Raw genomic sequence first — 12,426 nt, 5'->3', positions numbered from 1 at the left:
GCTCGCACCTCAGGATGAGCGGGTCTGATGGGAGAGCGGACCCACCGCCCTCACCCGTGATCGTGGCCGGCATGGTCGTCCGGCTCCGGCAGGGTCAGGCCGAAATGGCTCACCAGATCGGCCACCTGCCCGGGGCTCAGCTGCCGCGGGTTGAGGTTGCGCAGGAGCAGGTAGAGCTTGGCGGTCTCTTCCAGCTCCTCGGTGGCGAAGACCGCGCCCTCCAGGCTGTCGCCGGCCACCACCGGGCCGTGATTCGCGAGCAGCACCGAGCTGTACTTCCCCGCCAAGCCCCGGATCGCGTCCGCCACGGCCGGGTCGCCCGGGCGATAGTAGGGCACGAGCGCCGTGCCGCCGGTCCGCATCAGGTAGTAGGGCGTCAGCGGCGGCAGCACCTGCCTGGGGTCGACCTCCGGCAGCATCGAGACCGCCACCGCGTGGGTCGAGTGCAGGTGGACGATGGCCTTCGCCTCGTTCCGGCTCTCGTAGAGTGCGCTGTGCAGCGGGATCTCCTTGGTGGGCTTGTCGCCGGAGACCAGCCGCCCCGCATCGTCCAGCCGCGAGATCCGCGCCGGGTCGAGGAACCCGAGCGACGCGTTGGTCGGCGTGACCAGCCAGCCGCCGTCGGGCAGGCGCAGCGAGATGTTGCCGGACGAGCCCGGCGTCAAGCCGCGCTCGAACAGCGAGCGACCGTAGCGGCAGATCTCCTCGCGCAGCCGGCTCTCGTCGCTCATGCGGTCGCTCCCTCGATCAGCTCGAATCCGAGATCGATTTTCCTCGGGCCTGCGCCGGTCAGGCAGGCGGCGGCCTGCCGGCCGATCTCCAGGCGCGGCGTGCGCACCGTAGACAGGGGCTGCGGCATCGCCGCCGCGAAGTCGAGCCCGTTGAAGCCGAACAGCGCGATCCGTCCCGGCACCGCCAGCCCCGCCGTTAGGCAGGCGAAGTAGCCGCCGAGCGCCATGTCGTCGTTGGAGAAGTAGACCGCGTCGAGATCGGGCACGCGCGCCAGCAGCGCCTCCAGCCCGGCCCGGCCCGAGGCCGGCGAGGACGGTCCCGTCCGGATCTCCTTGCCGTGGAGCGCCAAACCCGCCTGCCCGAGCGCGGCCTCGAACCCGGCGAGCCGCTTGCCCGCGCGCAGGTCGACCGCGAGGTCGTGGCCGAGATAGCCGATCCGCCGGTACCCGCGCGCCACGAGGTGGCGCGCGCTCGCCGCCCCCACGGCCCGGTTGGAGAAGCCGACCACGGCGTCGATCCCCTCCCCATCCGTGTCGATCATCTCGACCACGCGCACGCCCCCGGCCTTCGCCAGGGCCACCGTCCCGGGATTGTGCTCCAGCCCGGTGAGCAGCAGCGCCGCCGGCCGCCAGGAGAGGAGCGCGGCGGCCAGCGCCTCCTCCCGGTCCGGGTCGTAGTCGCTCACCCCGATCACGCAGGGGATGCCGTCGGCGTCGAGGGCGGCGGTGAGGCCGCGCAGTAGGTCGGGGAAGACCACGTTGGCGAGCGACGGGATGACGACCCCCACGAGCCGCGCGCTCGCCCCGTGGCCGGCGAGGCTGCCGGCGAGGCGATTCGGAACGTAGCCGAGACGGGCGACCGCCTCCGCCACCCGCTCGCCGGCGCGCTTGGAGTAGGAGCCGTGGTTGCGCAGGACCCGCGAGACCGTGCTCTCGCCGACCCCGGCCTCGCGGGCGACGTCGGTGAGGGTGACGAGCCGCCCCGGCGGCTGGATGTCGTCCATGGCCCCGCTCTCCCGGCGCGGTTTTTTTTTCACGACGCCCGTCGAACCTCCCGGCGTCCTTCCCTCATCCTGAGACGACCGCGAAGCGGGCCCCGAAGGAGGCCTCCGCCACGCTGCGGCGCCTCGGCATAAGGCAGGAATGGGAAGACCGTCCGCGTCGATCCACGACTGACATAGCGGCCTGCATTATCTCGCACAACCGGATTGGCAGCGCTGCCAAAAGGCGATATGGCACCGCCCCAGCGCCGCCCGACGAGCGGTGAAGAGCAATGTCCGGCAGCCGTGCGGCCCGGACCAGGGAGTACGCCATGTCGGTTCAAGCCGCCCCGCTGGGGGGCGCCACCGCACCCGCGGACGAGAAGTCCTTCGCCGACCGCACCTACGCGAAGGTGTTCTGGCGCCTCGTGCCGTTCCTGATGCTCTGCTACGTCGTGGCATATCTCGACCGGGTGAATGTCGGCTTCGCCAAGCTCCAGATGTCCCAGGAGCTGAAGTTCTCCGAGACGGTCTACGGTCTCGGCGCCGGCATCTTCTTCCTCGGTTACTTCCTGTTCGAGGTGCCCTCGAACGTGATCCTGCACCGGGTCGGCGCCCGGGTGTGGATCGCCCGGATCATGATCACCTGGGGGGTGATCTCCGGGGCGTTCCTGTTCGTGAACTCCGAGTGGAGCTTCTACGGAATGCGCTTCCTCCTCGGTCTCGCCGAGGCCGGGTTCTACCCGGGCGTCATCCTCTACACGACCTCTTGGTTCCCGGCCCATCGCCGGGCCCGGGTGATCGCCGTGTTCATGGCGGCGATCCCGATCTCCGGCATCTTCGGCAACCCGCTCTCCGGCTGGATCATGGACGCGTTCAACGGCGCCCACGGCCTGTCGGGCTGGCAGTGGATGTTCCTGATCGAGGCGGTGCCGGCGGTGCTGATCGGCCTCGCGGTGTTCTTCTACCTCGACAACCGCCCCGCCGAGGCCAAGTGGCTGACGGATTCCGAGAAGCAGCTCCTCGAGCGCGACATCGCGGCCGACAACCAGGGTAAGGAATCGAGCCCACACTCCATCGCCACCGTGTTCCGCAACGGCCGCGTGTGGTTCATGAGCCTGATCTACTTCGCCTTCGTCACCGGCCAGTACGGGCTGACCTTCTGGATGCCGACGATCGTCAAAGCGTCGGGCGTGCAGGGCAACTTCAACATCGGCCTGATCAGCGCGATCCCGTTCGTCTGCGCGGCGATCGTGATGATCCTGCTCGGCCGCTCCGCCGACCGGATGCGCGAGCGCCGCTGGCACCTGATCATCCCGGCGCTGATCGGCGCGGTCGCCTTCGTGGTCTCGGCCAATGCCGGCTCGACGACGCTCGCCATCGCGGCCCTGTCGGTGGCGGCGGCCGGCGTGCTGACCTGCTCGCCCCTGTTCTGGTCGCTGCCCACGGCGTTCCTCAGCGGCGCGGGCGCGGCGGCCGGCATCGCGCTGATCAACTCGGTGGGGAACCTCGCGGGCTTCGTCAGCCCCTACGTGATCGGCGCCCTGCGGGATGCCACCGGCAGCACCGCCACGGGCCTCTACGCGCTCGCCGCCATGCTGGTGGTCGGCGCGGTCTGCGTGTTCGTCACACCCGCCCGGATGGTCAACCGCTGACCTCTGATCCAGGCGCGACTTGGCCCCTCTCCCGCACGGGAGAGGGGACCCGCGCTTCGAGCGGCGACGCCGAGGCGCCCTTTCCCAGCTTCAGGAGCCGTCCCCGATGACCAACGCAACACCCCGCGCCGCGGTGATCGGCCTGGGCTCCATGGGCTCCGGGATGGCCGGCTCGCTCCTGCGGGCGGGCTTCGCGGTCTCCGCCTGCGACGTGAACCCGGAGGCGGTGGCGCGCTTCGCGACCGCCGGCGGCCGGGGCGCCGCGAACCCCGCCGAGGCGGCGCGGGACGCCGACGTGGTGGTGAGCGTGGTGGTCAACGCCGCCCAGACCGAGGCGGTCCTGTTCGGCGAGAACGGCGCCGCCGCCGCGATGCCGGAGGGTGCGGTGTTCGTCTCCTCCGCCACCATGGACCCGGCCGTCGCCCGGGCGCTGGCGGCGCGGTTGGAGGCCACCGGCCGCCACTACCTCGACGCCCCGATGAGCGGCGGCGCCGCACGCGCGGCTGAGGGCGGCCTCACCTTCCTGGCCTCGGGCTCGGCGGCGGCCTTCGCGAAGGCGCGGCCCGCCCTCGATGCCATGGCGGGCACGCTCTACGAGCTCGGCGACGCCGCCGGCCAGGGCGCGGCCTTCAAGATGATCAACCAGCTGCTCGCGGGCGTTCACATCGCCGCCGCCTCGGAGGCGATGGCCTTCGCGGCCAAGCAGGGGCTCGACCTCCGGCGCGTCTACGAGGTGATCACCAAGTCGGCCGGCAATTCGTGGATGTTCGAGAACCGGGTGCCGCACATCCTCGACGCCGACTACAGCCCGAAGAGCGCGGTCGACATCTTCGTCAAGGATCTCGGCATCGTGCAGGACATGGCCCGGGCCGAGAAGTACCCAGTCCCGGTGGCGGCGGCGGCCCTGCAGATGTTCCTGATGGCGTCGGGCGCCGGCATGGGTCGGGACGACGACGCCTCGGTGGCGCGGCTCTACGCCCAGGTCTCGGGGGCGAAGCTGCCCGAGAAAGCTTGAGGGGACAGAACCATGCCGCGCTTCGCCGCCAACCTGAGCCTCATGTTCAACGAGGTGCCGTTCCTCGACCGGTTCGAGGCCGCGGCCCGGGCCGGGTTCGACGCCGTCGAGTTCCTGTTCCCCTACGAGCATGCGCCGGACGACATCGGCGCGCGGCTCCGGGCGAACGGCCTGACCCAGGCCCTGTTCAACCTGCCGCCGGGCGACTTCGCCCAGGGCGAGCGCGGGATCGCGGCCTTTCCCGAGCGGTTCGACGAGCTGAAGGCGGGGGTCGACACGGCGCTCCGCTACGCCGAGGCGACCGGCGTCGGCCGGCTCCACCTCATGGCGGGCCTCGCCCCCTGGGACGATCCCAGGGCGGTCGAATCCTACCGCCGGGCCGTGACCTGGACGGCGGAGCGGCTGGCGCCGGTCGGCCTCGACCTCGTCCTGGAGCCGATCAACGGCCGCAACATGCCGGGCTATTTCCTCAACGATTTCGGCCGCGCGGCCGACCTGATCCGCGACCTCGCCCTGCCGAACCTGAAGCTCCAGTTCGACCTCTACCACTGCCAGATCCTGCACGGCGACGTGACCGTGCGGCTGCGCGCCCTGATGCCGCTCATCGGCCACGTCCAGACCGCGAGCGTGCCCGAGCGGCATGAGCCCGGGACCGGCGAGATGGCCGACTTCTTCCTGTTCGACGAGCTGGACCGGCTCGGCTACCGCGGCTTCGTCGGCTGCGAGTACATTCCGGCCGCCGACACCGTCGCGGGCCTCGGCTGGCTCGCCGCCTACAAGGGGAGCGCCCGATGAGCCTCGCGCTGGGATGCGTCGCCGACGACTACACGGGCGCCTCGGACCTCGCCAACACGCTGACCAAGGCGGGCCTGCGCACGATCCAGACCATCGGCGTGCCTGAGGACGGCCGGTCGCTGCCGGAGGCCGACGCGGTGGTGGTGGCCCTCAAGAGCCGCTCGATCCCCGCCGACCAGGCCGTGGCGCGCTCCCGCGAGGCGGAAGCCTGGCTGCGGGCCCGGGGCGCGGCCCACGTGATGTTCAAGGTCTGCTCGACCTTCGACTCCACCGATGCGGGCAATATCGGTCCCGTGATGGACGCCTTGCGGGCGGAGGCGGGCGAGACCGTCGCCCTCGTCACCCCGGCCTTCCCCGAGACGGGGCGGAGCGTCTACCAGGGCAACCTGTTCGTCGGCTCGGTGCCGCTGAACGAGAGCCCGCTCAAGGACCACCCGCTCAACCCGATGCGCGACGCCAACCTCGTGCGCGTGCTCGGGCGCCAGAGCGGCAGTCCCGTCGGCCTGATCGACACCGCCACGGTGGCGAGGGGCGCGGAGGCCGTGGCCGCCCGCCTCGACGCCCTCGCGCAGGAGGGCAAGGGCGCCGCCATCGCGGACGCGATCTTCGACAGCGACCTCGAGGTGCTCGGCCGGGCGATCGTCGGCCGCAAGTTCTCGGTCGGCGCGTCCGGCCTCGGCCTCGGCCTCGCCCGGGCGCTCGCGGCCGACGGGCGGGGAACCCAGGACGCCGCCGGCGCGGCCGTGGGCGAGCCGGTGGGCGGCGCCTCCGCCTGCCTCGCCGGCAGCTGCTCGCAGGCGACCCTCCAGCAGGTCGCCGCCGCGGAGGCGATCATGCCGGTGCTGCGCCTCGACCCGGTGCGGCTGCTCGCGGGCGACGACGTGGTCGCTGAGGCCCTGGCGTTCGCGGAGGAGCACTTGGCCTCGGGCCCGGTGCTGATCGCCACCTCGGCGCCGCCCGAAGCGGTGCGCGCGCTCCAGGCCGCCCACGGCGTCGATGCGGCCGGCCACGCCATCGAGGCGGCGCTGGCAGCGATCGCCGAGGGCCTCGTCGCCCGCGGGGTGCGCCGGCTCGTCGTCGCCGGCGGCGAGACCTCCGGCGCGGTGGTCGACCGGCTGGGCCTCACCGCCTTCCTGCTTGGGCCGGAGATCGCCGCGGGCGTGCCGGTGCTGCGCACGGCGGGCCGGCCCGAGCCGATGCTGCTCGCCCTCAAATCCGGCAATTTCGGCGGCGCCGACTTCTTCGGCCGCGCCCTCGACATGATGGCCTGACGCCACAACCCGACGGGAGGTTTTCCATGCACGCCCTGATTCTCGGCGCCGCCGGCATGATCGGCCGCCGCCTCGTGGACGCCCTGGTGAGGGATGGCCGGGTCGGCGGGCAGCCGCTCACCGCCCTCACGCTCCTCGACGTGGTCCCGCCGTCGGCGCCCGAGGGCTTCTCCGGCCCGGTGCGGGCCGAGGCCGCCGACCTCACGGCGCCCGGCGCCGCCGAGGCCACCATCGCCGAGCGGCCGGGGGTCATCTTCCACCTCGCAGCCGTGGTCTCCGGCGAGGCCGAGGCGAACCTCGAGCTGGGCTACCGGGTCAACCTCGACGGCACCCGCCTGCTCCTCGACGCGATCCGGGCGGCCAGCGCGGCGGACGGCTACCGGCCGAAGCTGGTCTTCACCTCCTCACTCGCGGTGTTCGGGCCGCCCTTCCCCAAGGTCATCCCGGACGACCACATCCTGCGCCCGGCCTCCTCCTACGGGGTCCAGAAGGCCATGGGCGAGCTGATGCTCGCCGACTACGCGCGCCGCGGCTTCCTCGACGGGATCGGCCTGCGGCTGCCGACGATCTGCGTACGGCCGGGCAAGCCCAACAAGGCGGCCTCGGGCTTCTTCTCGGGCATCATCCGCGAGCCGCTCGCCGGCCAGGAGGCGATCCTGACGGTGCCCGACACGGTCCGGCACTGGTTCGCCAGCCCTGCGGCGGCGGTGGGCTTCCTCACGCACGCGGCCGGGCTCGACCTCGCGGCGATCGGCCCGCGGATCAGCCTGACCATGCCGGGCGTCTCGGCGACGGTGGCGGAGGAGATCGAGGCTCTGCGCCGCGCGGCGGGCGACAAGGCCGTGGCGCTGATCCGGCACGAACCCGACGCCACCATCGCGCGGATCGTCGGCTCCTGGCCGGAGGCGTTCGAGCCGGAGGCCGCCCTGGCCCTGGGCTTCCGGGCGGATGAATCCTTCGACGCGATCGTGGCCCAGCACGTGGCCGAGTTCCACGGGGGCTGAAGCCTCAGGCGAGGGCGGAGCGGATGTCGGTCTGCGGGAAATCGTCGCCGACATAGAGCAGCGGCACGCCGTGCACCTGTGCGCAGGCATAGGCGAAGCAGTCGCCGAGGTTCAGGCGCGCCGGGTGGCGGCCCTTGCCGTAGCGGGCATGGGCCGCAACGGCGATGCGGATTTCGGCAAGGCCGAGGGAGACCATCCCAATACCGACCGTCTCGCGGAAGCTGTTCACGAGTCTCTCGGCGGTCTCAGGCGGCAGCGACCGAATGCGAGCCACCGCCACGACAGCCTCGAACTGGGCGAGGGCGCTGGTCAGACGATGCGGAGCTTGGCGGAGACAATCTGCCACCCGTTCATATCCCTGCTCCTGGCACAGGATCGCCACCAGCGCCGAGGCATCGATGAACATCAGTCCTCATAGAGGCTGTCGTAGAAGGTCTTGTCGGCCTTGAGGCCGGTCTTCGGGTAGGCGGCAAGGGCCTCCTGTATCGGGCGGATCTTCTCCAGAAATTCGGTCAGCGACTCTTCCCGCCGATCCAGCTCGTTCTGAAGCGCGATCCGCACCGCCTCGGTCTTGCTCACGCCGGCCCGCGATGCCAGCTTCTCGGCCAGCTGATTCACCACTTCGCTGCGGATGTTGAGCGGCACGATCGCCTCCGTGTAGACAGCTGAGGCTAGTGTCTACACATCCGCGCCGCAAGCCCGGTGCAGACACCCGATCAAGGATCCCGATGACCCGCCTCGACGAGGCCCGCGCCGCGCTGAAGAAGACGTTCGGCTACGAGGATTTCCGCCCCGGCCAGGACGAGGTGATCGGCGCGGTGCTCGACGGGACCGACGTGTTCGCCGTGATGCCCACGGGCTCGGGCAAGTCGATGACCTACCAGCTCCCGGCGCTGGTCGATCCGGGGCTCACCGTGGTGGTCTCGCCGCTGATCGCGCTGATGCACGATCAGGTCCAGCAGATGCGCAGCGTCGGCATCCGCGCCGCGACCCTGAACTCGACGGTCGGGGAATCCGAGTCCCGCGAGACGTGGCGCGCCCTGCGCTCCGGCGACCTGCGGCTCCTGTTCGTCTCCCCCGAGCGCCTGCTGATGGACGGCTGTATGGACGCCCTGCGCGGCGCCGGCGTCCGGCGGCTGGCCGTCGACGAGGCCCACTGCGTCTCGCAGTGGGGGCACGATTTCCGGCCGGAGTACCGTGAGATCGCCCGCGCCCGGACGGCGCTGGGCAACGTCCAGACCCTGGCGCTCACCGCCACTGCCGACGCCGCGACCCGCGCCGAGATCGCGGAGCGCCTGTTCCCGCAGGACCGGCCCCCGAAGATCTTCGTCCACTCCTTCGACCGGCCGAACATCCGGCTGACCTTCCAGCCCAAGGACAACCCGGCCCGGCAGATCGAGCGGTTCCTGAAGCACCGGCGCGCGGAGAGCGGGATCATCTACTGCTCGTCGCGCAAGCGCACCGAGCAGCTCGCCGAAACCCTCCGGAAGGACGGCTTCGACGCCCTGCCCTACCATGCCGGCCTCGACCAAGCGACGCGGATGGCCAATCAGGACCGGTTCCTGCAGGAGGACGGGGTGGTGATGACCGCCACCGTCGCCTTCGGCATGGGCATCAACAAGCCGGACGTGCGCTTCGTCTGCCACGCCGACATGCCCAACAACGTCGAGGGCTACTATCAGGAGATCGGCCGCGCCGGCCGCGACGGGCTGCCCGCCGACACCCTGACCCTCTACGGCCTCGACGACATGGCGCTTCGCCGCCGCCAGATCGACGAGAAGGAGATCTCGGACGACCGCCGCCGGGTCGAGCGGCGCAAGCTCGAGGCGATGATCACCCTGTGCGAGGGCGCCACCTGCCGCCGCCAGTCGCTGCTCGCCTATTTCGGCGAGTCGAGCGGCGCTTGCGGCCGCTGCGACCTGTGCCGCGGCGGCGTCACCCTCGTGGACGGGACGGTCCCGGCCCAGAAGATCCTGTCGGCGATCGTGCGCACCGGCCAGCGCTTCGGCGCGGCCTATATCTGCGACGTGGTCCACGGGAAGGAGAGCGACCAGATCCGCCGCAACGGCCACGCGAGCCTCAAGACCTTCGGGGTCGGGGCGGACAAGCCGGTGGCGGCGTGGCGGGCGATCCTGCGTCAGCTCTTCGCCGCCGGGGCGATCGCCGAGAACGCCGACGGCTACGGCGGCCTGTCCATGACCGAGAAGGGCGAGGCGATCCTGTTCGGCCGGGAGCCGGTCCAGCTCCGTCCCGATCCGGAGCCGAAGACCGAATCCCGCGAGCGCCGCCGGGCCGCCGCCCGCGAGGACGGCGAGATCGCCCTCTCGGAGACCGACGAGGCGCTGTTCCAGCACCTGCGCGGCCTGCGCGCCACGCTCGCTCGGGCCGAGGGCATCGCGGCCTTCATGGTCTTCCCGGACCGGACCCTCATCGAGATGGCCCGCCAGAAGCCCGTCGATCTCTGGGCGCTGCGCACCGTCCACGGGGTCGGCGAGCGCAAGCGCGAGGCCTACGGCGACAGGTTCGTGGCCGCGATCGCCGATTTTCTGGCCCATCCGCCGGCCGCGTGACCGGCACCCATACACGGCCAGCAGGGCCGGCGTATTGCAACGCGGTGGCGGAACGCACTAATCCGTCACCGTCGCCGCGCGCGGCCCGGTTCGGGTCGCGCATCGGGTCGAGGGCCCTGCCGGGGCTCCCGGACCGCCCTCGTCGAGACCGCCCATGTTCCGCAACGACGTTCCGATCACCCCCGAGCTCGTGGCCCAGCACGGCCTGACGCCGGACGAGTACGAACGCTTCCGCGGCCTGATCGGGCGCGACCCGACGCTGACCGAGCTCGGCATCGTCTCGGCCATGTGGAACGAGCACTGTTCCTACAAGTCCTCCCGCAAGCATCTGCGCGGGCTGCCGACCTCGGCGCCGTGGGTGATCCAGGGACCGGGCGAGAACGCGGGCGTCATCGACATCGGCGACGGCCACGCCTGCGTCTTCAAGATGGAGAGCCACAACCACCCGAGCTACATCGAGCCTTACCAGGGCGCGGCGACCGGGGTCGGCGGCATCCTGCGCGACGTCTTCACCATGGGCGCGCGGCCGATCGCGGCGCTCAACGCCCTGCGCTTCGGCTCCCCCGACCACCCGCGCACCCGCAGCCTCGTCTCGGGCGTGGTCGCGGGCGTCGGCGGCTACGGCAACTCCTTCGGCGTGCCGACGGTCGGCGGCCTGACCGGCTTCCACAAGCGCTACGACGGCAACATCCTGGTCAACGCCATGGCTGTGGGCCTCGCCCGCACCGACGGGATCTTCTACGCGGCCGCCGCCGGCGTCGGGAACCCGATCGTCTATCTCGGCTCCAAGACCGGCCGCGACGGTATCCACGGCGCCACCATGGCGTCGGCCGAGTTCGACGAGGAATCCGAGTCGAAGCGCCCGACCGTGCAGGTCGGCGATCCCTTCGCCGAAAAGCTGCTGCTGGAGGCCTGCCTGGAGCTGATGGCCTCCGGCGCGGTCATCGCCATCCAGGACATGGGCGCGGCGGGCCTCACCTGCTCGGCGGTGGAGATGGGCGCCAAGGGCGACCTCGGCGTCGAGCTCGACATCGACAAGGTGCCGGCCCGCGAAGAGGGCATGACCCCCTACGAGATGATGCTCTCCGAGAGCCAGGAGCGCATGCTCATGGTGCTCAAGCCCGGCATGGAGGCCGAAGCCGAGGCGATTTTCGTGAAATGGGGCCTCGACTTCGCGGTGATCGGCCGGACCACCGACACGCTGCGCTTCGTCATCAAATGGCACGGCGAGACCGTGGCCGACCTGCCGATCAAGGAGCTCGGCGACGAGGCCCCGCTCTACGACCGGCCGCACCTCGCCAACACGCACCAGCCGGTGATCGCGGCCGCCGATGTGGCGGCCCCGGCCTCGCTCACCGACGCGCTGAAGCGCCTCGTCGGCTCCCCCGACCTCGCCTCGAAGCGCTGGGTCTTCGAGCAGTACGACCACTTCATCCTCGGCAACACCGTCCAGAAGCCCGGCGGCGACGCCGCCATCGTGCGGGTCGAGGACGGGCCGAAGGGGCTGGCGCTCACCTGCGACGTCACCCCGCGCTACTGCGAGGCCGACCCGGTCGAGGGCGGCCGGCAGGCCGTGGCCGAGGCGTGGCGCAACATCACCGCGGTCGGCGCCAAGCCGCTCGCCATCACCGACAACCTGAACTTCGGCAACCCGGAAAAACCCGAGGTCATGGGCCAGCTCGTCGGCTGCCTCCAGGGCATCGGCGAGGCCTGCCGGGCGCTCGACTTCCCGGTCGTGTCGGGCAACGTCTCGCTCTACAACGAAACCAACGGCGTCGGCATCCTGCCGACCCCGACCATCGGCGGCGTCGGCGTGCTCGACGACGTGGCGCGCCACGCGACCATCGCCCTGAAGCGCGAAGGCGACGTGCTGGTGCTGATCGGGGACAGCGAGGGCTGGCTCGGTCAGTCGGCCTACCTGTCGGTGATCGAGGGTCGCGAGGAGGGGGCGCCGCCGCCCGTCGACCTCGCCCTGGAGCGCCGCAACGGCGACTTCGTCCGCGGCCTGATCCAGGCCGGTACCGTCGACACGGTCCACGACCTCGCGGATGGCGGCCTCGCCGTCGCGCTCGCCGAGATGGCCATGGCGGGCCGGATCGGCGCGGCGCTCTCCGACGTGCCGGTGGACCTGCCGGCCCACGCCTACCTCTTCGGCGAGGACCAGGGCCGCTACCTGCTGGCGGTGCGGCCGGAGGCGGCCACCGATCTACTCGCGGCTGCCGCGGCACAGGGCGTGGCCGCGGCCTCGGTCGGCGTCGCGGGCTCCGACCGTTTGACCCTGCCGGGCGGCGAGACCATATCGCTCGCCGACCTGAATACGGCGCACGAGGGCTGGCTGCCCGACTACATGGCGAGCCAACCGGCCGCGCCGGCCGCCTGAGCCCCGTTCTGACGAGGAGTTTCCC

At 71.5% G+C, this 12,426-nt stretch carries 11 protein-coding genes; 7 read left to right on the top strand and 4 right to left on the bottom strand.

Annotated elements, in window-relative coordinates; translation table 11 throughout:
- Positions 1 to 50 precede the first annotated feature (50 nt).
- Both BM419_RS18450 and BM419_RS18445 read right to left on the bottom strand, forming a co-directional pair.
- Positions 51 to 731: a 3-oxo-tetronate 4-phosphate decarboxylase gene (locus tag BM419_RS18450; RefSeq protein WP_091927287.1), complete on the bottom strand. Its 681-nt coding sequence runs from the start codon at positions 729 to 731 to the stop codon at positions 51 to 53.
- Entirely contained in the window at positions 728 to 1,735 is a 1,008-nt protein-coding gene (locus BM419_RS18445; RefSeq protein ID WP_091927286.1) for a LacI family DNA-binding transcriptional regulator, read from the bottom strand. The genes BM419_RS18450 and BM419_RS18445 overlap by 4 nt, the downstream gene beginning before the upstream one ends.
- 308 nt (positions 1,736 to 2,043) lie before the next feature.
- On the opposite strand from BM419_RS18445, the gene BM419_RS18440 reads away from it, so the two are divergent.
- The 5 genes from BM419_RS18440 to denD all read left to right on the top strand — a co-directional run bounded on the left by BM419_RS18440 (position 2,044) and on the right by denD (position 7,451).
- Positions 2,044 to 3,366, top strand: coding sequence for an MFS transporter (locus BM419_RS18440; RefSeq protein WP_091927285.1), 1,323 nt, complete (start codon positions 2,044 to 2,046; stop codon positions 3,364 to 3,366).
- Positions 3,367 to 3,472: 106 nt separating this feature from the next.
- Entirely contained in the window at positions 3,473 to 4,381 is a 909-nt protein-coding gene (ltnD, locus tag BM419_RS18435; protein ID WP_091927284.1) for an L-threonate dehydrogenase, read from the top strand.
- A gap of 12 nt (positions 4,382 to 4,393) precedes the next feature.
- Positions 4,394 to 5,176 carry a 2-oxo-tetronate isomerase gene (otnI, locus tag BM419_RS18430; protein WP_091927283.1) on the top strand — a complete coding sequence of 261 codons (783 nt, stop codon included), beginning with the start codon at positions 4,394 to 4,396 and terminating at the stop codon, positions 5,174 to 5,176.
- Entirely contained in the window at positions 5,173 to 6,447 is a 1,275-nt protein-coding gene (otnK, locus tag BM419_RS18425) for a 3-oxo-tetronate kinase (RefSeq protein WP_091927282.1), read from the top strand. Before otnI ends, otnK begins: the two co-directional genes overlap by 4 nt.
- 26 nt (positions 6,448 to 6,473) lie before the next feature.
- Positions 6,474 to 7,451 (top strand): D-erythronate dehydrogenase, encoded by a 978-nt coding sequence (gene denD, locus BM419_RS18420; protein WP_091927281.1) that lies wholly within the window; start codon positions 6,474 to 6,476, stop codon positions 7,449 to 7,451.
- Between the two features lie 4 nt (positions 7,452 to 7,455).
- Here the strand turns inward: denD and BM419_RS18415 are convergent, their stop codons facing one another.
- A complete protein-coding gene (locus tag BM419_RS18415) occupies positions 7,456 to 7,857 on the bottom strand; it encodes a type II toxin-antitoxin system VapC family toxin (RefSeq protein WP_091927280.1) in 402 nt (133 codons plus the stop codon).
- Positions 7,857 to 8,096: a type II toxin-antitoxin system VapB family antitoxin gene (locus BM419_RS18410; RefSeq protein ID WP_056523518.1), complete on the bottom strand. Its 240-nt coding sequence runs from the start codon at positions 8,094 to 8,096 to the stop codon at positions 7,857 to 7,859. Before BM419_RS18410 ends, BM419_RS18415 begins: the two co-directional genes overlap by 1 nt.
- 83 nt (positions 8,097 to 8,179) lie before the next feature.
- Here BM419_RS18410 and recQ point away from each other — a divergent pair, with 83 nt between their 5' ends.
- Positions 8,180 to 10,021 carry a DNA helicase RecQ gene (recQ, locus tag BM419_RS18405; protein ID WP_091927279.1) on the top strand — a complete coding sequence of 614 codons (1,842 nt, stop codon included), beginning with the start codon at positions 8,180 to 8,182 and terminating at the stop codon, positions 10,019 to 10,021.
- Positions 10,022 to 10,175: 154 nt separating this feature from the next.
- Positions 10,176 to 12,401, top strand: a complete 2,226-nt coding sequence (gene purL / locus BM419_RS18400) for a phosphoribosylformylglycinamidine synthase subunit PurL (RefSeq protein ID WP_091927278.1) — start codon at positions 10,176 to 10,178, stop codon at positions 12,399 to 12,401.
- The last annotated feature ends 25 nt before the right edge of the window (positions 12,402 to 12,426 follow it).

The organism is Methylobacterium sp. yr668 (genome assembly GCF_900116245.1).
Taxonomy (GTDB): Bacteria; Pseudomonadota; Alphaproteobacteria; order Rhizobiales; family Beijerinckiaceae; genus Methylobacterium.
The sequence above is the reverse complement of the archived record's forward strand: the minus strand, read 5'-3'. Positions and strand labels throughout refer to the sequence as shown.

Coding starts and splice junctions, on each gene's coding strand:
- denD (WP_091927281.1), top strand. CDS start 6,474: ATGCACGCCCTGATTCTCGGCGCCGCCGGCATGATCGGCCGCCGCCTC.
- BM419_RS18450 (WP_091927287.1), bottom strand. CDS start 731: ATGAGCGACGAGAGCCGGCTGCGCGAGGAGATCTGCCGCTACGGTCGC.
- ltnD (WP_091927284.1), top strand. CDS start 3,473: ATGACCAACGCAACACCCCGCGCCGCGGTGATCGGCCTGGGCTCCATG.
- recQ (WP_091927279.1), top strand. CDS start 8,180: ATGACCCGCCTCGACGAGGCCCGCGCCGCGCTGAAGAAGACGTTCGGC.
- BM419_RS18445 (WP_091927286.1), bottom strand. CDS start 1,735: ATGGACGACATCCAGCCGCCGGGGCGGCTCGTCACCCTCACCGACGTC.
- BM419_RS18440 (WP_091927285.1), top strand. CDS start 2,044: ATGTCGGTTCAAGCCGCCCCGCTGGGGGGCGCCACCGCACCCGCGGAC.
- purL (WP_091927278.1), top strand. CDS start 10,176: ATGTTCCGCAACGACGTTCCGATCACCCCCGAGCTCGTGGCCCAGCAC.
- otnI (WP_091927283.1), top strand. CDS start 4,394: ATGCCGCGCTTCGCCGCCAACCTGAGCCTCATGTTCAACGAGGTGCCG.
- BM419_RS18415 (WP_091927280.1), bottom strand. CDS start 7,857: ATGTTCATCGATGCCTCGGCGCTGGTGGCGATCCTGTGCCAGGAGCAG.
- otnK (WP_091927282.1), top strand. CDS start 5,173: ATGAGCCTCGCGCTGGGATGCGTCGCCGACGACTACACGGGCGCCTCG.